16 protein-coding genes and 3 pseudogenes are annotated in these 23,625 nt (G+C 46.2%); 10 read left to right on the forward strand and 9 right to left on the reverse strand.

What is annotated here, in order from left to right:
• Positions 1-25: 25 nt before the first annotated feature.
• The 6 genes and pseudogenes from KW548_09285 to KW548_09310 form a co-directional block, all read right to left on the reverse strand.
• Positions 26-829 (reverse strand): DUF1460 domain-containing protein, encoded by an 804-nt coding sequence (locus KW548_09285; protein QXX05449.1) that lies wholly within the window; start codon positions 827-829, stop codon positions 26-28.
• Positions 830-931: 102 nt separating this feature from the next.
• Positions 932-1,661 (reverse strand): annotated as a pseudogene (locus tag KW548_09290) (DUF481 domain-containing protein).
• 260 nt (positions 1,662-1,921) lie between these two features.
• On the reverse strand, positions 1,922-3,265 hold the full coding sequence (locus KW548_09295) for an ATP-binding protein (protein QXX05450.1): 1,344 nt from the start codon (positions 3,263-3,265) through the stop codon (positions 1,922-1,924).
• Positions 3,255-3,914 carry a response regulator transcription factor gene (locus KW548_09300; protein QXX05451.1) on the reverse strand — a complete coding sequence of 220 codons (660 nt, stop codon included), beginning with the start codon at positions 3,912-3,914 and terminating at the stop codon, positions 3,255-3,257. Before KW548_09300 ends, KW548_09295 begins: the two co-directional genes overlap by 11 nt.
• 12 nt (positions 3,915-3,926) lie before the next feature.
• The gene (locus tag KW548_09305) at positions 3,927-4,325 is read right to left on the reverse strand and encodes a hypothetical protein (protein QXX05452.1); all 399 of its coding nucleotides are present in this window, start codon (positions 4,323-4,325) and stop codon (positions 3,927-3,929) included.
• An 86-nt stretch (positions 4,326-4,411) separates the two neighbouring features.
• On the reverse strand, positions 4,412-6,151 hold the full coding sequence (locus KW548_09310) for a DEAD/DEAH box helicase (protein ID QXX05453.1): 1,740 nt from the start codon (positions 6,149-6,151) through the stop codon (positions 4,412-4,414).
• A 73-nt stretch (positions 6,152-6,224) separates the two neighbouring features.
• On the opposite strand from KW548_09310, the gene rsuA reads away from it, so the two are divergent.
• The 3 genes from rsuA (at position 6,225) to KW548_09325 (ending at position 8,951) form a co-directional block, all read left to right on the forward strand.
• Positions 6,225-6,926, forward strand: a complete 702-nt coding sequence (gene rsuA / locus KW548_09315) for a 16S rRNA pseudouridine(516) synthase RsuA (GenBank protein QXX05454.1) — start codon at positions 6,225-6,227, stop codon at positions 6,924-6,926.
• A 160-nt stretch (positions 6,927-7,086) separates the two neighbouring features.
• A complete protein-coding gene (locus tag KW548_09320; protein QXX05455.1) occupies positions 7,087-8,292 on the forward strand; it encodes a Bcr/CflA family multidrug efflux MFS transporter in 1,206 nt (401 codons plus the stop codon).
• Positions 8,292-8,951: a DUF2913 family protein gene (locus KW548_09325; GenBank protein ID QXX05456.1), complete on the forward strand. Its 660-nt coding sequence runs from the start codon at positions 8,292-8,294 to the stop codon at positions 8,949-8,951. Before KW548_09320 ends, KW548_09325 begins: the two co-directional genes overlap by 1 nt.
• Positions 8,952-8,985: 34 nt before the next feature.
• Here KW548_09325 and KW548_09330 read toward each other — a convergent pair.
• A pseudogene (locus KW548_09330) lies at positions 8,986-10,405 on the reverse strand (SDR family oxidoreductase).
• A 119-nt stretch (positions 10,406-10,524) separates the two neighbouring features.
• Here KW548_09330 and KW548_09335 point away from each other — a divergent pair.
• The 5 genes and pseudogenes from KW548_09335 (at position 10,525) to nhaA (ending at position 17,681) form a co-directional block, all read left to right on the forward strand.
• Positions 10,525-11,901, forward strand: a complete 1,377-nt coding sequence (locus KW548_09335; protein ID QXX05457.1) for an MATE family efflux transporter — start codon at positions 10,525-10,527, stop codon at positions 11,899-11,901.
• A 123-nt stretch (positions 11,902-12,024) separates the two neighbouring features.
• Positions 12,025-12,696: an ABC transporter ATP-binding protein gene (locus KW548_09340; GenBank protein QXX05458.1), complete on the forward strand. Its 672-nt coding sequence runs from the start codon at positions 12,025-12,027 to the stop codon at positions 12,694-12,696.
• A complete protein-coding gene (locus tag KW548_09345; GenBank protein QXX05459.1) occupies positions 12,677-15,130 on the forward strand; it encodes an FtsX-like permease family protein in 2,454 nt (817 codons plus the stop codon). Before KW548_09340 ends, KW548_09345 begins: the two co-directional genes overlap by 20 nt.
• Positions 15,131-16,244, forward strand: a pseudogene (locus KW548_09350) (carotenoid 1,2-hydratase). It abuts the gene before it with no gap.
• Between the two features lie 255 nt (positions 16,245-16,499).
• Complete coding sequence (gene nhaA / locus KW548_09355) at positions 16,500-17,681, forward strand: Na+/H+ antiporter NhaA (GenBank protein QXX05460.1); 1,182 nt, start codon at positions 16,500-16,502, stop codon at positions 17,679-17,681.
• A 61-nt stretch (positions 17,682-17,742) separates the two neighbouring features.
• On the opposite strand, the gene KW548_09360 is transcribed toward nhaA, so the two are convergent.
• Positions 17,743-18,360 (reverse strand): OmpA family protein, encoded by a 618-nt coding sequence (locus KW548_09360; protein QXX05461.1) that lies wholly within the window; start codon positions 18,358-18,360, stop codon positions 17,743-17,745.
• 2 nt (positions 18,361-18,362) lie between these two features.
• A complete protein-coding gene (locus KW548_09365) occupies positions 18,363-19,643 on the reverse strand; it encodes a TolC family outer membrane protein (GenBank protein QXX08024.1) in 1,281 nt (426 codons plus the stop codon).
• A 261-nt stretch (positions 19,644-19,904) separates the two neighbouring features.
• Here KW548_09365 and KW548_09370 point away from each other — a divergent pair, with 261 nt between their 5' ends.
• Together KW548_09370 and KW548_09375 are read left to right on the forward strand one after the other, a co-directional pair.
• Entirely contained in the window at positions 19,905-20,237 is a 333-nt protein-coding gene (locus KW548_09370) for a hypothetical protein (protein QXX05462.1), read from the forward strand.
• Between the two features lie 475 nt (positions 20,238-20,712).
• On the forward strand, positions 20,713-23,610 hold the full coding sequence (locus tag KW548_09375) for a pyridoxal phosphate-dependent class III aminotransferase (protein QXX05463.1): 2,898 nt from the start codon (positions 20,713-20,715) through the stop codon (positions 23,608-23,610).
• Positions 23,611-23,625: the final 15 nt, after the last annotated feature.

A 23,625-nucleotide genomic window follows, 5' to 3' on the forward strand; every position in this document is an offset into this window, starting at 1 on the left:
GCAACTTGTTAAGTTGCCGTTTTTTTTAACTTGAAGAAGTGCTGGTGGAGAACCGATAAACGATGATACCGGGTTTGCTTTTTAGATATTCCAGCATTGGTGTGTCGACGACTTTGCCTTCAAGGGAAGAGGCATGGCGGAAGATAGGTCGATTACCATTCTCGACAAAGATCCCCGTGTGGGAAACATCAAGCCCGCGCTTATGGCTATAAATGCCAATCAGATCACCATTTCTAAGCTCTTTGATTAATGCCTCATCGATAAATTCACGTGGAATGAAACTGATGTTCTTGTCTTTGATTGGTACTGAAGGTACCCAGCGTTCACCGTCTGAGGTTCTTTGGTTGATCTGCTTCACTGTTGTGACCGCTCTAGAATCAAGGTCGAGCGTCACATCTTGGACATTAAATGGACTATTATCCAACCAATCAGAAAAGAAATGACGGCGCATGAGAAAGTCTACGTTACCGTATAAGTAGCGTGCGAGCTTAAGGTTTTTATCGAATTGGCCGAAGGAGTCGGAAAAGGCGAGGGAAGTGACGTAGTCGAGCAGAGTAAAGCAATCGACGTGGTTTAAGTCTTTGATCAGCACCTCTTTCTCTGAATTAATAGAGGTCAACGTATTGTCTTTATAGTCAACACCAATAAAGATACCAGAGGTATGCACAATGCGATCGGCGATACTGAGTTGGTTGTCGTGCTGAATGGTTGTCAGGATCTCCTGTGCATCTACCCGTTTGTTCTGCTCCAAGCGCAGGTAACTGGTGATAAGGCTGCCGCTAGCAATAATGGTGGCAGTCAATGACAACACTACGAGGGCTTTTTTCATACAATCATCCTTGTGTAGCCTCTTGCTGTTTTGGTGAGTTTTGACGTCGTTTCCTAACTCAAATCTATCTGATTGCATAGCTTATTAATAAATAAAATAACCTTAAAAATCGTAATTAAGGCTCATGGTTGAGTAGATTTCATCATTGGATTGATCCTCAGCAACGGTAGTGTTGTAGATGTATTCCATATCAAAGACCAAGGATAGACTGCCCATTAGCGTGTTTTTTTACGTACGCTTTAGTGCTGTAATGAGTATTCTCTTCACCATGCGCTAGGTCTACAACGGCACCGATGGAAAACGTTTCTGAAAAGGCGATCGAACCATCCAAGGTTGAGGTGGCGATCACTTCGTAGTTACGCAGAGAGGGAAATTCACTATCCGTTGGTTGACGTTGAGAGATTCGGTAACCCGGACCCAGTGAGACTGACAGTTTAGTTCTATCGGTATTGCGCAAATAGAAACCGAGGCCACTCATCAGGACCCACTGCTTGCGATAGGTGCCGTATAGGTCGTTCTCAAAACGAGTGGCTGCTCTTAAGAAGCTGGTTTGAGTATAGTCATAGGTTGATCCCGCATTAATGGTGTAGCGGTTGGCTCCGTCTTCAGCGTTATCGGCCTCCGTATAGTAGCTTTCAAAACTACCTTTGTGTTCCCATTGGTCTTTGCTATAGCCTAAAATCAATGCGGTATTATAAGACAGCGATGAACTGGTGTTTTCGGTATAGATAAACCCCAGTTTTGTTTGAGCTGAAAAAGGATCTTGAGGAAGGGGCTGTTCTTCCTCTGCGTGTGCTTCAGTCGTAGCCAGAGCAACAGCCAAAGCAATCATTGATTTTGTTTTCATTTGAATAAAGCGGATTTGGTACAATGTTTGCTCATTATGTTTGCATGCCCGCAAATGTTAACTGAATCATCATAAATCATGATTGGTTTAGTTTTCATGTTGTCAAATTCGGTCAAAGGAAGCGCTGATCTGCTTGACGATATGGTGACTGAGCCAAGACGATGGAATGAGGCTGTTGGGCGGCAATAGTCAACAGTAAAGCAGGCAAAAATGTCTGCTTTTGAGGTGTGTTGTGGGGAGGTGGTTTAGTGGGTGGTTTTCATTGATAAGATAGCCTTTAAACCACCCATAGAGCTGCGGTCTAAGGTTAACTTGCCACGATAACTGTGGGCCATTTCACTGACAATGTTCAAACCTAACCCTGTGCCCGGAGTGGTCTCATCTAAGCGTACGCCGCGTTTAAGTACTTGCTTGAGTTTCTCTTCGGGGATACCTTGCCCGTCATCTTCAATGATGATATCGATGGCTTCGGCGTCTTCGCTATTTTGAGTCGCGTGAACGCGAATGATGCTGTCAGACCATTTATAAGCATTTTCTAGAATATTGCCGACCATTTCGTCAAGATCAGTCTGTTCGACCGCGGTAACCAATTCAGAATCGAGTTCATTGATCAGTGTGATATCACGCTCAGCGTAGACTTTATCAAAAGCCATTGAGATCGCATCGACACGTTCAGATGGATAGGATTTCACAGAAAGAATGTTTTTAGCGCCAGCCATTCGGGCGCGGCCCAAGTGGTAATCTATCTGGCTTTGAATCTGATCGAGCGAAGGTTGAAGTTGTTGCTTGGTGTGTTGGTCTTGGTTGGCGACTTCATTCTTTAGCACTGAAAGCGGGGTTTTCAGTGCATGAGAAAGGTTCCCCGCATGGTGGCGAGCACGCTCTAATAATTCCTGATAATGGAAAACAAGAGCATTCAAATCGGACACGACGGGCGCGACTTCACGTGGATAGTCTTCTTCGAGTTGGGTCTTGTTGCCGGAGCGGAGCTGAGAGAGCTCTCTGTGCATCTTGGTTAATGGGCTCAGAGACCACTGTACCTGAATGACAATAAGTGTCAGGACCCCAAGGTAAAGCAGAGCGAGTATGACCCAAAGCTGCCCCATCAAGTTGCGGACCGTGTCCTCTATGGGTTGTTCGTCAATGCCGATGGTGACTTCGATAGGGCCATCGTAATCAGGGTAATACAGTGTTGATTCGATATGGATGAGCTTTTCCTCTCGGGCGCCTAGCACATTATGATCACCTTTTTCGGTCAGCACCTTGTCCCACAGAGAACGAGAGCGCAATAAATCTTTATCTGTTTTGGCGGACCAGTAGAGGCCACTATAGGGGCGATTGAATCTTGGATCAGAGAGGGGAGTCCCTATGGTGATATTGCCTTTTTCATCTGCTTCGATTGTCGCGGCAATTTCGTCCATGTAGGTGGCTAGCTGAGCCTTGGCTTCATCTTCCATGTAGACATACACCTGAGAAGGTACCATTACGCCAGCGGCGATGATCATCGCGGTCAGCCAGACAACCGCCGCTAGAACGAGGCGGCTCCTAAGGCTAAGCTTTTTAAGTAAATGCGCTTTTTTATTCGGCATTGAGCTGGTATCCCAGTCCTCGGACGGTTTTGAACACCTTCGGTGCGATCTTTTTGCGTATCCGGCCGATAAATACTTCTATGGTATTGGAATCGCGATCGAAATCTTGCTTGTAGATGTGTTCTACTAACTCGGTCCGCGAGATCACCTTTTCTGGGTTATGCATAAAGTAAGCAACCACTTTATATTCGAGTGCTGTTAGGTCAATCGCCTGGCCTTGCCACATGACTTTAGACGAGCGAGTGTCTAAGCTCAGGTTGCCTACTTGCATGACAGGAGAGGCGTTACCGGACGCGCGGCGAAGTTGAGCACGAATTCGAGCGATCAGTTCAACCATTTCGAACGGTTTAGTCTGATAGTCGTCTGCACCTGCATTGAGGCCTTCAACGCGCTGAGTAAGTGTGTCTCGCGCACTGAGAATAATGACGGGGGTATTGATGTTCTCATCTCGAATACCTTTGAGCACGGTCAGACCGTCAAGTTTTGGCAGGCCAAGGTCGAGCACAATGGCGTCCCAGTCCTCGGAGGTCGCACGATAAAGTGCGTCAATGCCATCTATAGACAGCTCGGGCACCCAACCATTCTGTTCAAGTGCTTGTACAATTTGTTCCCCAAGACGAGGTTCATCTTCCACTACAAGTATTTTCATGACGTTCTTCTACTATTTTTTCAGGGCTTGCTTGAAATTGCGACCTTTGATGAGCATCATTTCCAGCGTTTTCGCGTTGTATTCAACTTTGATGATGTTGTTGTTGTAATTTAACTTTAGTTCGTAAATCCAGATATCATCGTCTTCTTCAAGCTCGACTTTGATAATGCGTCCATGAAGGTCTTGTTCTACCGCCGCGTATAGTTCGGAAAAGGGGCGAATATAGCCTTTACGAACCGCGTCGTAGACTTCGTCCTGATCTTCTTCAAATTCAATTTCTGTCCCCGCTTTATGGACATCCTGTACCAGAGCATGGCCATCTCTATCATCATGTCTGTCAGCGTAGGTAGGGTAAGCCAGCACCATAGCGAAAGTGACAACAAGGGAGCAAATTAACTGCTTATGAAACATAGCGTTACCTTCTCAGAAATTCTATGACTCAGTATAATGGATGTTTTCTGAATACAAAGTGAATATTAAGACTTAGCTGTTAGGGCTTAATTGGTCAGCTCATCTTCGAAGATTTTGTCACGCATTTTCCAGAATCGCCCAGCTTTGCGTGCGATCACGAACTGCGGCGGCCTGAAACGATGTTGATTATTGACCACTTTGGTGGGAGAGGCATCGTCAAATGGACGATGTTTATCAGCAAGATGCGGGCGAACAAACATATCCTTGAATGTCTGTTTCTGTTTCTTCGTCGTTAAAGACCAGAATTCATGCACTTGAGCTTGGTTTTCTCCCACATAGGAAACCTTAAGGCTGCTTTTGCCTTTGTCATCCTTGTGAACGCTCAAATCCATCGACAAGCACTCGAATACTAAGGCGTCTTTTAAATTTAATGCCTCTTTAAGCTTCTTGTCTGGGTCGACTAAGGTGGCGTCGCATTCGTGACAAATTCGTGCTGCGATATCATTGTCCGCACCGCACTCCCCGCAATATTTTGCGCGAAAACGATAATTGCAGTGCTCGCGTTCCCCCGTTTCTTCGTCTTCGAAAAAGCCCTGACATTTTCGGCCATAGTGCTCAATCAGAAAGCCATTACTATCGAGTTTCCCCCAAAAGTTGTTGTTGAAACCACAAGCCGGGCAGGGGATGGTGATGATTTCGCTGTTCGAGTCTGGTTTTGCATCTCCCACTTCCGGCTGATAGAGATCGTAGCTATTGCCGGCATAGTCCAAAACTAAGCACTCTTCTTTGCCCGGCGAAAGACGTAGCCCTCGTCCAACAATCTGCTGATATAAGCTGATGGATTCAGTTGGGCGCAGAATGGCGATCAGGTCGACATGAGGGGCATCAAATCCCGTGGTCAACACAGATACATTCACCAAGTACTTAATTTTACGATCTTTAAAATCTTGGATGATGGTGTCGCGCTCTGGTGTTGGGGTGTCGCCAATCACAAGAGCTGTTTGGCCTTTGGGAAGCAAACCATAGATTTCTTGAGCATGTCGCACCGTTGCTGCAAAAACCATGATGCCTTGTTTGTCTTTAGCTAGGTGAATGATTTGCTCGACAATTTGAGGTGTCGCACGCTTGGCTTTGTCGATCACCATGTCCAGTTCCGCTTCTTTGTAGCGGCCTGTGGTGGCGGGTTTGAGCTGTGAGAAGTCGTAGCTCAGTACAGGAGCGTCCATCATGCGAGCAGGGGTGAGAAACTTTTCATCAAGCAAATAGCGAATAGGCAACTCGAAAATGCAGTCTCGAAAGAACCTTGGCTCCTCTGTTCTGACTAGGCCGCGCGTGTGATATTGATAAATCCAACCCATGCCAAGACGATAAGGCGTGGCAGTTAAACCGAGCACCTTGATGCCCGGGTTTAGCTCACGAAGGTGAGAAATGACCTTCTGATAACTCGTATTCTTGTTATCCGGAACGCGATGGCATTCGTCAATGACCAGCAGTGAGAATTGGTTCTTGAAGTCATCGAGATTTCTCACGACGGACTGTACGGACGCAAACACCACTTGTTGGTCGGTCTCTTTGCGGCCTAAACCGGCAGAATAGATTGACCCTTTGAGGTCGTACCCTTCGTATTTCGCGTGGTTTTGCTCCACCAGCTCTTTAACATGTGCCATGACTAATACCCGACCTTTAGCCAGTCTGGCGAGTTCAGCAATCACCAGGCTTTTTCCTGCTCCTGTTGGTAACACGAGAACGGCGGGGCTGGAGTGTTTACGGAAATAGTGGATCACGGCTTTCACCGAGTCGGCTTGATAAGGTCTGAGTGTATACATAAATCGTGTGAAATAGCTCAACTATTTAGTCTAGTGGCTTTATAATACCCCACCTGATTGAGATGAGGTATTCATGCGTTTAGATAAATACTTGTGTGATGCACTGGGTGCGACACGTAAAGAAGCAACAAAAATCATTAAAAGTGGTGACGTCACCGTTAACGATACTGTACAGAAAAGTGGTGCCGTGAAAGTGACCGACGACTGTATTGTCGAGTGGCAAGGGCGTGAGATCCAAAAGCCGGGACCTCGCTATATCATGTTGTTCAAACCCGATGGTTTTGTCTGTTCGCATGAAGATGGATTTAATCAAACGGCCTTTATGTTGCTCGATGAGGTGAAGATGGAAGACCTTCATTTCGCAGGGCGTTTAGATGTCGATACAACGGGTTTGGTGTTGATTACCGACGATGGTCAGTGGTCGCACCGTATTACGTCGCCAAAACATAAATGCGAGAAAACCTACCGGGTTTGGTTGGCTGACCCGATTGGGGCCGATTACGTAACACGATTTGAGCAGGGTATTGAACTTCGAAATGAAAAGGCGGCGACGTTGCCAGCGAAGTTAGACATTGTTGATGAAGAAGAAAAAGAAGTTCTGCTGACCATAACGGAAGGTAAGTACCATCAGGTAAAGCGTATGTTTGCCGCATTGGGTAATAAAGTAGAGCATCTCCACCGCGAGTGTATTGGTAGTATCGTTCTTGATGACGAGTTGGAGCCCGGTGAGTATCGTTATCTGACGCAACAAGAAATTGATTCAGTTTGGAACTAATCATCTAAATTGGAAATAGTTTAGTTCCAATTAGGAACTAGTCTTTTAGTTAGTTATCGCTCAGTATAGATCGGCTACAAGGCTCGTGGATGCGAGTCTTTCTTTTCTGTTTGGTTGTAGCACGGAAGCTGCATATCTAACGCAATTGAGTAGGAGATTTATGTCTGATACTGCATTAGAGCAAACCAAAGCACCCCAAATCACTTTTCTTCTTTTTCTTGTTCTGGGTGCCATCGGCGCATTAACGCCACTCGCTATTGATATGTACTTGCCCGCGATGCCGACCATCGCCCGTGACCTTGGTGTTGCGGATGGGGCAGTGCAAATTACTCTCACTATGTACACCGCCGGCTTTGCCATCGGTCAGTTGATTCACGGACCTCTTGCCGACAGTTATGGCCGTAGGCCAATTTTGATTCTCGGTGTGTTTTTCTTTGGTCTTGCTTCGGTTGTTAGTGCAACAACGACCGGAATTGAAGCATTGACTTTAGTCCGTACCGCACAAGGTTTTGCAGGTGCAGCGGCGGCTGTCATCATTCAAGCTGTTGTGCGTGACATGTTCGACCGCGAAGATTTCGCTCGTGCCATGTCATTTGTCACGTTAGTCATTACGATTGCGCCTTTGGTTGCCCCTATGATAGGCGGGCATATTGCAGTTTGGTTTGGCTGGCGTGCGATTTTCTGGATTTTGGCTGCGTTTTCTGTGGTCGTGATCGCTCTGGTTTTGTTGAAAATTCCAGAGACATTGAGCGAAGAGAACAAGCAACCCCTTCGCTTTGGGACGACGATGCGTAACTATTTCCGTTTATGCAAGAATCCGGTCGCTATGGGCTTGATTCTATCTGGTTCGTTCTCTTTTGCTGGCATGTTCGCGTTTCTGACCGCAGGTTCATTCGTTTATATTGATATATATGGTGTGCAGCCGGACCACTTTGGTTATCTGTTTGCGTTGAATATTGTCGCGATGATCATTATGACTACCATCAATGGTCGTCTGGTGAAGAAGGTCGGCTCTCATTCCATGCTCAGATTCGGCTTGTTGGTCCAACTTGTTGCTGGGTTAGGCCTATTTGCGGGCTGGGTACTTGACCTAGGGCTGTGGGGCACTGTACCTTTCGTGGTCCTTTTCATTGGTACGTTGTCGACCATAGGTAGTAACACCATGGGCTTATTGCTGAGTGGCTATCCAGCGATGGCGGGCACGGCTTCTTCACTTGCAGGAACACTACGTTTTGGCACGGGGTCTGTGATAGGTTTTGTCGTGGCAATATTGCCTGATGGGGCTACTTGGCCAATGATTACTGTTATGACGGCGTGTTCAATTCTGTCCGCCGCATTTTACTGGATATTTGGAAGAAAGGCGTAATGTCTCAGTACACTGCTGAAATACAAAACTTGGTCAACTCCGCTTTGGAAGAGTTGGCCGCAGATCATAAATCAGGTAAGGCTGCGGATGCACCGGTAGCAAACAATCATTATCTGGTGCGTTGGGTGACTCGTGCTTTGAAATCACAGCGTTTTCATCGCTGTGTCGTTGACGACCTCACTCGTTGGCAAAAAGCGGGGCGCTCGAAAGGCAATCAGGCAGGATTAATGCCTACATTTCAGCGTATCTCTAAGTTTTACGCTGAGTTTTTCCCTCAAGGGGAAGCGGAGCGAGTGATTACAGACAGTGAAATCAACCAGTTTATCGACCAGATGGAAGAGAGTGGCTGGGAGATCTCGACCTCGGAGCCGCTTCTTAACTGCGGTAAAGTTCAGATATTTACTGAAGGCCCAAACTCGTTCGCGTTGTGCACGAATCAGTGCGATGACTGTTTCGACGGAGAAAGACTGATTAAGCCAATGAGTTGGTTTGTGCGTGGTAATCACGCACAATTTGTTGAAAAAGCATCGGCAGCAGGTTTCATGCTGCATAAGATCACCGACTACAAGTCAAACGTTAAGTACCACGGGGAGTATCTGGTTTATCCAGGCAACCAAGGAAATCACTTGGCTGAGATTCCAATTGGTTATCCAGCATAGCTCGCTGTGCATTTTGATTAGAAAAGAGCTTCCATTAGGGAAGCTCTTTTGCTTTTCGGACAATGGCTTTCACCATGCCTTTAAATATAAATAAATGCGCAGGTATCATGGCGAACCAGTAAAGTAAACCTCTTAAACCTTGCGGATGCCACCATGCTCTAACAATCAGTCTGCGTTTGCTGCCTAAGTCTTCCAATGAAAATTCCAAGCGCCCTAGGCCTGGCCCTTTCATGCCAAACAGCAGGGACAGAAAGTGTTCTCTTTCACAGCGAATCACTTTCCAAGAGTCAATATAGTCGCCCACTTGTAACTCTGGCCCAGGTGGAGAGCGCCGGACAGGTCGTCCTCCGCCAAAAAACAGATCGAGCCACTCCCTTATACGCCACATCAGGTTGGCAAAAAAAGTAACCCTCTTTTCTGCTACCAATTTGCTTGATTACTTCCCATAGTTGTTCTGAGCTTAAATCCGTTTCTATACTGGCCCCCGTCTGTTTTGGGTAGTAGCCATAGCCAGCTTGCCAGCGCTTAAGAGCCGCTGGGTCGAAGCCCCAGACTTCGCTGCGAACAAAATGACCTTCTTCGTCGATGCTTTTTCTGACCATTTGCTCGTAACTGACCAGTGCTTGAGGGTAGCGTTGATGGATCTCTTCGGAGTTGGCAATAAAATCGTGTTCTAAGCCTGACAACAGCGCCGCCCCTATACTGGAAGGAACGGAAGTGATGATGCCTAGCCAGCGCGATGCGAGCTGAGGAGTGAGAAAAGATGTGGACCACAACTTGATAGGTTTTTGAATTACGGCGCTGATGGTTTCGAATTGGTCACGATAACTCAGTGTATCTGGTCCTCCAACTTCGTAAAGTGCGTGACAGGTTGGGGATTCCTCGATAAGCGACAACAAGTAATGATTGAGGTTTTCCAATGCAATAGGGTTGGCTTTCGAGTCGACCCATTTCGGAGTGATCAAGAGGGGCATGTTGTAGACAAAGTCTCTCATGATCTCAAACGCCGCAGAACCAGGGCCTATAATGACACCCGCTCGAAGTTCGGTGACGGGTATACCTGCTTTACGAATAATATCGCCGGTCATTCGACGTGCTTTCAGGTGTTCCGAATTGCCAGTCTGGGGTTGAATTGCACTGAGATAGATCACGTGTTTAACATGACTGTTCTTCAAGGCGGAAGAGAAGTGCTCAGCAAGAGATATTTCATATTCAAGAAAGTCATGCCCATGAGCCATCCCATGAACTAAAAAGTAGATGACCTCATATTCTGGTACAACGCGCAGTGTTTCCTCTTGGTCTGCTAAGTCAAGATAAATCAATTCTAGATTTGGGTGGGCAGTGACCCGTGCTTTCAAATACTCTATCTGACGAGCGGCTGCCGTCACATGATAGCCTTTGCGACACAGTTGAAGCAGTAACTGCGATCCCACATAGCCGGATGCGCCGAGCACTAGTACTTTTTTTCATCTCGACCCCTTATTAATAGTATGGTTTATGTGCAAAGCTGATCATATAATAAACATTATGTTTTTTCCTTTTCTATCATGATGTTGTCGTTCGAGGTGAGTAATTGAGCACGGTCTCACAGATTCTATTCCATACCCGTGGCGAGTTTTTGCGACGGATGATTGCCATTGCACTGCCTATTACGCTGCAAAGTATCATGTTCTCTAGCCGCAGTTTAGTGGACGTTCTCATGTTAGGGCAACTCGGTGAGGCAGAGATCGCAGCCGTCGGTGTTGCCGCAAGAGCGACCTTTGTCACCACGATTATGTTAGTGGGAGTGACAACAGGCGGCGCTTTATTAACGGCTCAATATTGGGGGGCGGCCGATCGTCAAGGGGTCAAGGAAAGTACGGCTCTAACTTGGCTGGTAGCAATGATTTTTGCGGTGTTTACCGTCATGCTATTTGTTTTGTTTCCGAGTGAAATCATGTCTCTGGCCACTGACTCTCAGGAAGTGAACCAGTTGGGCAGCCAGTACTTGGTGATCACCGCTGTCACCATGTTTGCGGTTGCCTGCGTAGCCAGTATGTCCGTTGGTCTTCGCTCAATGCACAAACCTGGCATTAGTACCTTTTTTAGTGGTATCGGGATCGTATCCAATATTCTCCTCAATTGGGTGTTCATTTTCGGCAAGCTGGGAGTTCCAGCTATGGGCATTAAAGGTGCAGCAATCGCTACAGTGTTAAGCGGAGCGATTGAAGTGGCGACGTTGTTTGGCTATATCTACGCCAAAAAGCATCTGCTGGCTTTCGGGGTAAATGATCTTAAAGCGGTCATTCAATGGCAAAGGGTAGTGAGATTTCTGACACTTTCTTTACCTACCACATTTAACTTTCTCGCTTGGGCTGGTGGGTTGTTCGCCTACCACGCGATCATGGGGCAGTCTGGTGTTCAAGGGCTTGCTGCATTGTCTGTGCTATCACCAGTAGAGTCGATTGCGCTGGCACTGTTAATTGGGATGTCCAATGCAGCAGCGGTATTGGTGGGGAATCAGATCGGTGCCAAGAACTATGAGGCGGTCTATTTTCAGGCGATTGGAATGACTATACTCAGTTTGATTGTGGGGGTCGTTGTTGCGTTGCTCTTGTACTTATGTCAAGGGTTAGTGCTTGACACCTTTAGTGCATTAACTGAGGAGACTCGGGCCCTAGCAGAAAAGTTTATGGTTATTTTATGCTTCGGTATTGTTTTACGCTCAATTCCTATGATGGTGATTGTTGGTGTCCTTAGAGCAGGTGGCGACGTGAAGTTTTGTCTATACCAAGATTTGATTGCTCAGTGGCTGATTGGTATTCCACTCGCCGCCTTTGCCGCTATTGTTCTAGGGTGGCAGCCAGAATGGGTTTTCTTACTCTTCTTAACAGAAGAAGTGATCAAATGGGGAGGGTCTTTGTATAGAATGAAAACTCAACGTTGGATGAAAAATTTGATCGAAAATTAGACGTGAATCGTCCAGAAGATGTGTTTTGATGCATATCTTGTGATCCAGTATCCAAAATACTTCCTCCAAGCGTGGTTTTAGTGTAGATTCACAGTCCAATTTTGAACGATTGCGAGACTTTTAATGCTGCAACTAACAGACCTATGTAAAGGGTATGTGGATGGAGGTGAATTTCACCCTGTCTTGCAAGGTGCTGAGTTGGCATTAGAACAAGGCGAACAAGTGGCTCTGATGGGCGAAAGTGGCTCTGGAAAGAGTACTTTGCTGAATTTGATTGCGGGTCTAGATACCGTCGACTCCGGTGAAATTTGGTTTCCTAACTTCTCTATGCATGAGATCGCAGAAACTAAACGTACTGCTTATCGCCGCAATAATATTGGGCTTATCTTCCAACAGTTTAATTTATTGCCAACACTGAACGTTGCGGACAACATTCGCTTCTGTCGTCAGTTGAAGGGGCTGCCTGAAGATAAGGGATTGTGGCGTCAGATCCTTTCTGCATTGGACTTAATGCCGCTGCTAGGTCGTTATCCAGAAGAGGTGTCTGGTGGTCAGCAACAGAGAGCCGCCATTGCCCGAGCACTTTACATGGAACCGAAGATTTTACTGGCGGACGAACCGACTGGTAGCCTTGACGAACGTAACGCAGAAGCGGTTATGCGTCTTTTGACTTCCTTGACCCGCCAGTTGGATTGTACCTTGTTGCTGGTTACACACAGTGAGCGGGTTGCAGAGCATATGGAAGGCCGAGTTCGCCTTCAAGGAGGGCAACTTCATGTTATGGCCCGTAGTTAAAGCGCTGCTTGGCCACTACAGACGTTACCCTTTTCAAATCCTTCTTGTCTGGCTTGGTCTTACGTTAGGTGTCTCTCTTCTAGTTGGTGTCACTTCTATCAATGATCACGCCAGAAAAAGTTACGAAAACGGTGAAAAACTTTTCTCAAACCCCCTCCCTTACCGTATTCGTCCTAAACATGTAACCAACAAGATCCCTCAGGGTTTTTATGTCCAGCTTCGCCGTGATGGATTCAACCAGTGTGCACCATTTGAAAGCCTTCGAGTACGCATGGCGAATGGTACGGATCTCTCTTTAGTTGGTGTGGACACAGTGGCCATGCTCCAGTTCCGTCCGACAACGGTCCTAAAAGATTTCTCTGCGCTACAGCTAATGAACAGTCCGTATCCTATCTTGGTGAGTTCAGATCTTGCGGCCCACATGAAGTGGCAAGATAACGATTTCATCCATCTGAGCGATGGCAGTAAATTAGGCCCGATTATTGTTGATACACAAGATAGGTTAAACGGTACTCGAATCATTGCGGATATTTCTTTACTGCGCATGCTGGAAAGGAGCTCCGGTATCTCGGTTATTGCGTGTGGGGAGATGCCTGCTGAGAAGTTGGCCCGTTTAAAAGAGTATCTGCCGAATGGCATGAGTATGGTTCGCAACACGCGTGCAGAACTCGAGTCTCTGACGCAAGCTTTTCATATGAACCTTAGTGCGATGGGGATGCTGGCATTCTTGGTGGGTCTCTTTATTTTCTACCAAGCGATGTCTTTATCTCTAACTCAAAGGCAGCCTTTGGTGGGGGCAATGCGCCAGACAGGCGTCTCTGGGTGGCAGTTAGGCAAAGCCCTGTGTTTGGAGCTTTTGGTACTTATTTTGGTGAGTTGGGTTTGCGGTAATCTGCTTGGTATTTTGCTTGCTAACCAGCTTATTCCAGCGGTCTCCGCTAGTCTGGGCGATTTGTATGATGCCAATGTAGGTCTGTTGATCTCATGGAGTTGGAAGTCGAGTGTCTATAGCCTTTACATGACGATACTTGGTGCTTTCATTGCTTGTGCTTGGCCGTTGGTACGTTTGTTAAGAGCTCAGCCCATCCGATTAACTGCTCGTTTATCATTAGTTCGCTTCGCTGGTACCGAGTTTTTCATTCAGGCATTGATAGCGTGTGCGTTGTGTGTCGCCGCGATTGCGATTTACCAAGCACCTCAGACTCAGGAATCTGGTTTTGCAATCATAGGCTTAATGTTGTTAAGCGTTGCCTTGTTTACGCCTTACCTGATTTGGAAAGTTTTCGATGGTCTTTCTTATTCACTCAAATGGGTAAAGCTCCGTTGGTTCTTTGCTGATGCTGCTGCCAGTATGAGTTATCGTGGTGTGGCGACCATGGCTTTCATGTTGGCCATGGCGGCTAATATTGGTGTTGAAACCATGGTGGGCAGTTTCCGTGATACGACTGATAAGTGGCTGAGCCAACGTTTAGCTGCCGATCTATACATCTACCCCAATAATAGTGCTGCGGCTCGTATGAGTGGTTGGTTGGCCAAACAACCTGAAGTTAATTCTGTTTGGTGGCGCTGGGAAAAAGAAGTCAACTCGAATAAAGGGGTGCTTCAGGTGGTCAGCACTGGTGCTTCAGAAGGTGAGTTGAATGCGCTCACTGTCAAGCTAGGGATCCCTGACTACTGGTATCATCTTCATCATTCGAAAGGTGTGATGATCAGTGAGTCTATGGCGCTCAAACTTGGCATTCGCCCCGGCGATTACATAGATTTGTCTGGCAAGCTAGGGCAAAACTGGCAAGTGGTGGGGGTTTACTACGATTACGGTAACCCGTATAACCAAGTTTTGCTGTCACATCGAAACTGGTTGTATGCCTTTGCAGGAGGCGGTAGCGTCGCTTTAGGTGCTGTACTAAAAGATGGCGTTAATTCCGTTGGCCTCAAACGGCGCATGGAGTCTGTTTTCCGTTTGAGTTCGGAGCGTGTTTTCGACAACAGTCATATCCACAAACAAGCGATGCGAGTGTTTGATCGAACCTTCTCTATTGCCGACACCTTAGGTAACATTACATTGATTATCGCTGTATTCGGTATTTTCTTTGCGACGGTTGCCGGTGAGGTATCGCGTCAGCGTCATGTTTCTTTGCTGCGATGTCTAGGCATGTCAGGTAAAGAACTTGTTGTCATGGGTGGCTTGCAGCTGTTTGTCTTTGGTGCTGTATCGATATTGATTGCACTGCCACTCGGGCTCGCTTTGGCTAATTTAGTCGTGGATATCGTGATAAGACAATCTTTCGGCTGGACACTTGAACTACAAATAATTCCAGATGCGTATCTTAATACGTTTTTGATGGCGATGGGGTCGTTAATGATGGCAGGTGCACTACCGGTACTTCGTATGATTCGAAATACGCCCATGAAGTCACTCAGGGACGCATTGTAAATGAGAAAATCAGTCATTATTCGGTGTTTTTTGCTGCTTACAGCAGCAGGTGTGATTGCTTGGACGATGTGTTACCGATTCAACTTGACGTCTGAAGTCACCAGCAAAGACTTAGCGAATACGGTCATCCAGTCGGGTACAACACAAGTTTTTGAACCTGTTTTACCTAGTATTCCTGTTAAAGTTCCTCAAGACTTTCGCTTTCACAATGAGTACCAGCACGAATGGTGGCATTTTTTTTGCTAACGTCAGAGACGAGAATGGCAAGCTATACGGCATCCAATGGAGCTATTTTCGAGTTGCAATGGATGACAGAGAAGGTTTAGGTTGGCAAAGCCCTCAACTATACATCTCTCACGTGGTGGTCTCGAATAAAGATAAGATCTGGAAAGAACAGCGGCTCGCGAGGGGAGGGATCGGTCAGGCTGGTATGACGAATCGACCGTTTCGTATTTGGATGGATAACTGGCTTTGGCGCTCAATAGGGGATAGCCCCTTTCCTGGGCAGTTGAGCGCGACGACAGATAGCTTTGATGTTCAATTGAAAGCCTTTGCTTACGGGCCGTACGTCTTACCTGGTGACAAAGGGTACGTTGAAAAACATGATCTTATGCCTATTGCTTCGTATAACTTAACCACTCCGTTTGTTAAGGTCAAAGGCGCTCTCCGATTAGGTACACACAAGCTGATTCCAGTTGAGGGAGAGGCGTGGATGAGTAAGGAATGGGGTAGTGGCTTAATGGCAGAGGAGCAAAAAGGTTGGGATTGGTTTGTTGTTCATCTTGATCAGGAAACTAGCTTATCAATTAGTCGCTATCGCCATGCCCATCGTTCACCATACCTTTTTGGTGTCTTATCCCGTAAGAATGGCACAGTGGTCAACTTATCCGCCGAAGATATTACCATTGAACCCCATGACACCACGGTACTTAATAATGGAAAGCAACTACCTTTGCAGTGGGATATCAAGATTCCGGAGTATAAAATTGATTTGACTACCCAGGTACTTAACCAAGAACTTTGGTTACCTTTCATCATTCCTTACTGGGAAGGACCCGTTCAAACTACGGGCAGTCATGAGGCAAAAGGGTTTATGCAGTTGACAGGATACTAATTTAAAGTAAGCCATTTAGTGACTCTTAGCGCAGTTTTTCATTGTCTGAAAAGCTGCGTTTTTGTTTGTGTTGGTAATTTTTTGATTTTACCTATACTTTTACGTATGGAATAAACGTTGCGTTGAAGTGTTTATATCGAAAATTCCGAAGTTAAACATCCAAACAAGCGATTTTTCCTGAAGAATCGATATATATAAACTCAACTCTATTCTTTGTTAATCGTTTATTAACATAAAAAATAAAAGGACGATATCATGAGTGATATTTTTCGCGATTTCTTCAAAATGGAGTCAGCAGGAGGGATTCTCTTAGTCATCGCTGCTGCAATCGCAATGACCATTGCTAACACGCCACTGAACGAATCTTATCAGGCACTATTGCATTCTTATGTGTTTGGCATGTCTGTATCTCACTGGATTAATGATGGCCTAATGGCTGTATTCTTCCTTCTCATCGGTTTAGAAGTAAAACGTGAACTTCTAGAGGGCGCGCTTAAATCCCGCGAAACTGCTATTTTCCCTGCTATTGCTGCTGTTGGTGGTATGTTAGCTCCGGCATTGGTTTATGTTGCATTCAACTACAGCAACTCTGAGGCAATTCAAGGCTGGGCGATTCCTGCTGCGACAGACATCGCATTCGCTCTGGGTATCATGGCCTTGCTAGGAAAGCGTGTCCCTGTCAGCCTGAAGGTATTCCTACTTGCGCTGGCAATCATTGATGACTTAGGTGTTGTTGTCATTATCGCTCTGTTCTATACAGGAGACCTGTCGACTTCCGCATTAGCCGTCGGATTTGCCATGACCGCAGCCTTGTTCATTCTCAACTCGAGGAAGGTCACCAAATTGCTCCCCTATATGATAGTAGGTGCGATACTCTGGTTCGCGGTGCTGAAATCGGGAGTGCACGCAACACTAGCTGGTGTAGTGATAGGTTTTGCGATTCCTCTTAAAGGAAACAAAGGTGAGGGCTCTCCGCTCAAACACATGGAACATGCACTGCACCCGTACGTTGCTTTTGGTATTCTTCCAGTGTTTGCGTTTGCCAACGCAGGTATCTCTCTTGAGGGAATCTCGATGGAAGGACTGACTTCGATGCTCCCACTGGGTATTGCATTAGGGTTGTTGGTCGGTAAGCCTCTGGGTATCTTCAGCTTTAGCTGGGTTGCTGTTAAGTCAGGTGTAGCCAAATTGCCAGAAGGCATTACATTCAGACATATTTTCGCAGTATCGGTGTTGTGTGGTATCGGCTTCACCATGTCGATTTTCATCTCTTCGCTGGCCTTTGGTCCGGTTAACGCTGAGTTTGATACCTATGCGAGACTGGGCATCCTGATGGGCTCGACGACCGCTGCGATTATAGGATACGTGCTACTGCACATTTCTTTACCAAAAAAGACAGTGCTGGCAGATAAGCCAGCAACCGAAACAAACCACTAGCTCTCAACCAAGCAAAGTAAAGCCCCGATGTGAAAACATCGGGGCTTTTTCTATTCGCGGGCTATCGATCTATCGCTGAAAATATGGTCCACTCTTCAACGACGGTTTCGGTTAAGCCAACGACGGTTGCTGTCACTCTTCGATTAAGCGCATGGTCGGTTTCGCCTTCACCATCTGATTCCAAATGTGTTGCTCCATAGCCTATGATAGTCACTCTTTCAGGAGCGGTACCATAGGCAAGTAGCTGCTGCTCTACGGCGAACGCACGTTTCTTTGATAGTGCTAAATTGTAGTTAGGGCTTCCGGTTTTGCTAGCATAGCCTTGTATTTCTATCGAAGCGGAGCGGTACTTATCCAAAAAATCCGCCATTGCACGGATTTGGTCTAAAAAGACAGGGCTGACGTCATAGGAGTCATTGGCAAATAGAATCCTCATTTGCCTCTCTTCCTTTTCCGTGACCTCCAAACCACAACCGTCATTATCGATCTGTGCGCCTAACGGTGTCTCTGGACACAAATCACGTGCGTTAACGACACCGTCCCGATCATCATCCGTTAAATCTGAGATCTGGAGGGCTTTGGGTGCTTGTATGTAGTCGTATTGGTCTTCATAGGCTTGAAGTGAACAGGCGACAGAGGCGCTTAAAAGTGACAATGAAAAAAACAGCGTACGCGTCATAATCAGTACTCCACTTCCTTGGTCCATTCTTTAGGTACATCGACAAGCAAGGCGTTAAGCAGGATTCCAGTTGCGTTCATTACCCTATATTTGGCGTATTGTTCCGAATAATGGGCGTCCAAATAATCCTTGCGAGCTTCGAAAAGCTCATTCTCTGTGTTGAGAAGATCGAGTAATGTTCTTTGTCCGATGCGATACTGCTTTTCATACGCGATGACAGTTGCAGAAGCAGAGTCAACATGATCGGCGAGAAAGTTCTTTTGTTGCAAGGTTAAATCAAGTGCGCTCCAAGATAAACGTAAGCCCTCTTCGACTTGTCGATAGGAGTTATCTCGAAGGTCTTTGGCTTTATTGAGCTGGTATGCCGCTCTTTCGGATAAAGCACTGTCAGAACCACCGTTAAACAAGTTGTATCTTAGCCTTAGCATGGCAAGAGATTCGTTGCTGTTGCCTAGATCGCCTCCTGCATCGTCACGCCAAGTCTGACTCGCTTCAACCGACAACGTAGGGTAGTAGTTACCTTTGGATTGTTTATATTGGTAGCGTGCGGAATCGACATCTGCTTTTGATACTTGTATTACTGGGTGTCGTTCAAAGGCCAGTTTAATCGCCTCATCTAATGATAAAGGCAGCTTTGATTCGTCTGCTCTTGGGTAAATCAAACCAAGCGGTTGTTGTCCTACAATGCGTCGAAACTGAGTGTGAGTGTCAAAGAGGTTGTTCTGTGCGGCAAGCAGGTTGCTATGTGCTTTGGCAAGCCGTGCTTCCACTTGTGATACATCTGCGGTAGAACCAATTCCAGATTCGGCGCGCTTTTTTATATCTGTGTAAATATCTTTGTGAACGGCTAAGTTGTTTTCAGATAACTTTAACACCTCAGTAGCTTTAATGGATTCCAAATAAATGTCAGTGACTCTTAAGGCAATATCAGATGCATCAGAGAGCAATTGAAGCCTGATTGATTCAGCCTCCGCTGCTGTTCTGTTGATGTCATTGATGGTGGCATTCCCATCCCACAGTAACTGAGTCAGACTCAAGGTTGCTTCCTTACGTGTTAAGTCTGTTTCCGCTTGGCCGGTCGAGTCGGCAGGATCAATGCCTTCATAGCCAATCCCGGCATCTAAATCTATAGATGGTAGGTAAGCGCCGCCAGAAGCATCAGCTTGTTTTATGGCGCTTTTATATTCGTTAAATGAGCTCTTAATTTCAGGGTTGTTCGCTAGCGTTAGAGCGACGGCTTGCTCAAGGGTTTGTCCAACAGCATAACTAGAGTAAAAGACCAATAGAGCAACGACTGATACAAATTTAGTGGTAGACACATCGTTCTCCTTATTAAAACGCATTCATACAATTTGGATGCATTATTAAAATCGTAGTACAGGAATGCTAAATAACGAGAAATTAACGTTAATTTAGTACTATAGGGTGAAGTGAGAAGTTTGAGCCATGGCTGAAGGAGGATGGGTGATTGCTATCATATGGTCATCACTACGTAATGGTACTAATATTTTAAACAATAATTAAATTGTGTGAGAAGCTGAGCTATGGGATTAAGTGCACTCGCTTTAATCGCTTTGGCAAACACCACTGTGGTTATTGATATTAATGGACAGGTCCGTGAACTATTACCTGGAGAGATACCTAACCCCGGAGAAGTTATCGTTATTATGGGAAGTGGGTCTACGGTTTACACGGATGTCGAAGCATTGCAAGTTGAAGATGATGGTACAACGGTTCCTATCGCAATTAATGATCAACTTAAACCTCTTATTAATGCGATTGAACAGGGTTTGGACCCATCCAAAATCGAGATACTATCTCCAGCTGCAGGGTATGAAAAACCTGCCGCCCGTATTAATGATAACGATGATAATTAGGAGGAATTATACTCACGTTGGGATTTGACGTGCTCAGATTCAAAAAATGTTGCGAACCGTTTTCATTTTGTGATAACTTCGCGCGCAATCTCGGAGGTGAGTCGCAAAAAGACATTCTGGGGGATACGCGTTGTGAGCATTCAGGCTGAGTGAACACTGCGTAGGGTAGGTATCGGCAAGTCCTTTTGTCGATAGACGGGATACTGTTGTCGCGGTAGCGACATGTTTATGGGAAACCCAACATTGAACTCACATAACAAACAACCACTAATCAGCTTAGTTCTTCCTAAATGCCCTGTTTTACAAAACAGCAGCATTACTGAACCTTGATTTATCAATTGAACATGTAGTCCATCGAAATGATGGAACGATTTCGTGCACCTGCTTCTTAAGTTGCTAACACGAAAGGGATAACTGTACCTGCTGTTTGCATTGCAGATTTGGCAGGAGACTTACATTTCAAAGGGATTAAATCATGAGCATAGCCTTTGAAGTCGATAACTCTGTGAATAACACTGCTATCGCAACACCATTTTCCACTCAGATTCCTGTTTTAGAGGGCGTTTATGATCTGACACCTGATCTGGTGTTACAAGATCAGGCCGAGCATGAATCTGCCGTACGTTCTTATCCTCGTCGTCTTCCGATTGCGATCAAACAAGCTTATGGCGCACTGGTTGAAGACACTCGCGGTCAAATATTTTTAGATTGTCTTGCTGGTGCTGGCACCTTGGCTCTGGGCTATAACCATCCTGAAATCAATCAAGCACTCAAAGACCAGCTTGACTCAGGGCTGCCTTATCAGACACTGGATATCGCAACAGAAGCAAAAACCAATTTCATTCGCTCGGTGAAGAACTTTCTTCCTCAAGAACTGAGTGATAACTGTGTACTCCAGTTCTGTGGCCCTTCAGGTGCGGATGCTGTGGAAGCCGCAATCAAACTGGCGAAGCAAACCACAGGTCGTAATACCATGTTTGCTTTCCGTGGTGCTTATCATGGCATGACAAATGGCACGATGGGCATGATGGGCAATCTAGGGACGAAAGCACGTCGCACAGGCCTAATGTCGGACGTACATTTTATGCCTTTCCCATACAACCTACGCTGCCCGTTTGGTTTGGGTGGAGATGAAGGTGCAAGAGCGGGTATTCGCTATATTGAACGTCTACTCAATGACGATGAAGCTGGCATCATGAAACCAGCCGCTATGGTTGTTGAACCTATTCAGGGCGAGGGCGGTGCTGTACCTGCTCCTGCGTTTTGGTTGAAAGAGCTACGTCGTATCTGCGATGAGCACGGTATCTTGCTGATTTTTGATGAGATTCAGTGTGGTGTGGGTAAATCAGGTTACAACTTTGCGTTTGAAGAAGCAGGTATTGTGCCAGACATTCTTTGCCTATCCAAAGCGATTGGTGGCGGTATGCCAATGTCGCTCCTCGTCATCAATAAGAAACATGATACTTGGTTACCGGGTGAACACACGGGCACTTTCCGTGGTAATCAACTGGCGATGGTCTCTGGAGCAAAAGCTCTGGAAATCATCGAGCGAGATAATCTTGTCGAGCACGCGAATGTTGCCGGCCAGTACTTGCGTTTAGGGCTTGAATCGATTCAGAAACGTGTCAACTGTATTGCTGAAGTCCGTGGTAAGGGCTTAATGCTTGGCGTGGAAATCCGTAAACCCGGAACAGAGCGTAATAAGTTTGGCGAGCCAGTCGCTGATGGTGAATTGACCTTAGCAATTCAGAGAGCGGCACTTGAACGTGGCTTGATGGTCGAGAAAGGTGGACGTGATGGTTCGGTGATTCGATTCCTACCACCACTGATCATCACCTTTGAGCAGATCGATTTTGCGCTTCGTGTATTGGAAGAAGCGATTCTGGTTGCGGGTGGAAATCATGTTGAGCCACAAGACGCTAATCAGCAATGGAAGCAGCATTTTATTCATACCGGTGAATCTGGCAGTGATGAGTTCAGCAAAGTTATGAACCATACAACTGCGGCAATGAAACACGTCTTTGAACAAGTGGATGCGCCTTATTCAGGTCTTGAACCAAAGCAGTTAGAACAAGCTATTAACGCGGTTGATCTAAACAACAAAAATGCCAGCCTGACGGATGTGATCACTGATACCGCTGATTTAGTGGCAAAGAACGCTATTTTCACTCAGCATCCTGACTGTATCGCGCATCTTCATACTCCGCCATTAATGTCGGCAGTGGCAGCAGAAGCGATGATTGCTTCTTTAAACCAGTCAATGGACTCCTGGGACCAAGCCTCTTCTGCGACTTATGTTGAGCAGAAAGTGGTGGATTGGCTGTGTGAGAAATACGAGCTTGGCACACACGCTGACGGCATATTTACCAGTGGTGGCACTCAAAGTAATCAAATGGGCTTAATGTTGGCTCGCGACTGGATTGCAGACAAGCTGTCAGGGCACTCTATTCAGAAATTTGGATTGCCGGATTACGCCGAAAAACTGCGTATCATCTGCTCGAAAAAGTCTCATTTCACGGTGCAGAAATCAGCCTCCTGGATGGGACTGGGCGAGAAAGCGGTGATAACTGTTGACGCTCATAGTAACGGCACGATGGATGTTGCTCAGCTTGATGAAGTGATTAGTACGGCGAAATCTCAAGGATTGATTCCATTTGCCATCGTTGGAACGGCAGGCACCACTGATCATGGCGCTATTGATGATTTGAATGTGATTGCCGACGCGGCGCAAAAACACCAGATGTGGATGCATGTTGATGGTGCTTACGGTGGAGCACTGATTTTAAGCCGCCACAAAGAGCGTCTAGCGGGTATCGAACGCGCAGATTCAGTCAGTGTCGACTTCCATAAGTTGTTCTATCAAACCATCAGTTGTGGAGCTTTGTTACTCAAAGACAAACACAACTTTAAGTATCTGCTGCATCATGCGGATTACCTCAACCGTGAGCATGATGAGTTGCCCAACCTAGTGGATAAATCGATTGCGACGACGAAGCGATTCGATGCATTGAAAGTTTTTATGACGATGCAGAATGTTGGCCCAGATACATTGGGCGCCATGTATGACCATCTTCTCGAACAAACTCAGCAAGTCGCGGATCTCGTTCGTAGCGACGACAACCTAGAATTGTTGGCTGAGCCATCGTTGTCGACTGTGCTATTCCGTGTTGCACATGCTCAAGTCGCGGATCTGGATGAGCTGAATAAAGTTGTAAGACTGGAAGCGTTAACTCGTGGCGTTGCGGTATTAGGTGAAACCATTGTTGATGGTAAAACCGCTTTGAAATTTACGATTCTTAATCCTTGCCTGACGATGGCTGATTTTGAATCTTTACTAATTAAAATCAATAAGCTAGCCGCTGAGCTGGCGTAATTAAGGTAACGGAAA

Source organism: Vibrio neptunius (assembly GCA_019339365.1).
Classification (GTDB): Bacteria; Pseudomonadota; Gammaproteobacteria; order Enterobacterales; family Vibrionaceae; genus Vibrio; species Vibrio neptunius.

Excerpts from the sequence above, each read along its gene's own strand:
- KW548_09340 (QXX05458.1), top strand. The coding sequence starts at position 12,025 with ATGCTGCAACTAACAGACCTATGTAAAGGGTATGTGGATGGAGGTGAA.
- rsuA (QXX05454.1), top strand. The coding sequence starts at position 6,225 with ATGCGTTTAGATAAATACTTGTGTGATGCACTGGGTGCGACACGTAAA.
- KW548_09285 (QXX05449.1), bottom strand. The coding sequence starts at position 829 with ATGAAAAAAGCCCTCGTAGTGTTGTCATTGACTGCCACCATTATTGCT.
- KW548_09305 (QXX05452.1), bottom strand. The coding sequence starts at position 4,325 with ATGTTTCATAAGCAGTTAATTTGCTCCCTTGTTGTCACTTTCGCTATG.
- KW548_09375 (QXX05463.1), top strand. The coding sequence starts at position 20,713 with ATGAGCATAGCCTTTGAAGTCGATAACTCTGTGAATAACACTGCTATC.
- KW548_09345 (QXX05459.1), top strand. The coding sequence starts at position 12,677 with ATGTTATGGCCCGTAGTTAAAGCGCTGCTTGGCCACTACAGACGTTAC.
- KW548_09295 (QXX05450.1), bottom strand. The coding sequence starts at position 3,265 with ATGCCGAATAAAAAAGCGCATTTACTTAAAAAGCTTAGCCTTAGGAGC.
- KW548_09310 (QXX05453.1), bottom strand. The coding sequence starts at position 6,151 with ATGTATACACTCAGACCTTATCAAGCCGACTCGGTGAAAGCCGTGATC.
- KW548_09325 (QXX05456.1), top strand. The coding sequence starts at position 8,292 with ATGTCTCAGTACACTGCTGAAATACAAAACTTGGTCAACTCCGCTTTG.
- nhaA (QXX05460.1), top strand. The coding sequence starts at position 16,500 with ATGAGTGATATTTTTCGCGATTTCTTCAAAATGGAGTCAGCAGGAGGG.
- KW548_09370 (QXX05462.1), top strand. The coding sequence starts at position 19,905 with ATGGGATTAAGTGCACTCGCTTTAATCGCTTTGGCAAACACCACTGTG.
- KW548_09300 (QXX05451.1), bottom strand. The coding sequence starts at position 3,914 with ATGAAAATACTTGTAGTGGAAGATGAACCTCGTCTTGGGGAACAAATT.
- KW548_09320 (QXX05455.1), top strand. The coding sequence starts at position 7,087 with ATGTCTGATACTGCATTAGAGCAAACCAAAGCACCCCAAATCACTTTT.
- KW548_09360 (QXX05461.1), bottom strand. The coding sequence starts at position 18,360 with ATGACGCGTACGCTGTTTTTTTCATTGTCACTTTTAAGCGCCTCTGTC.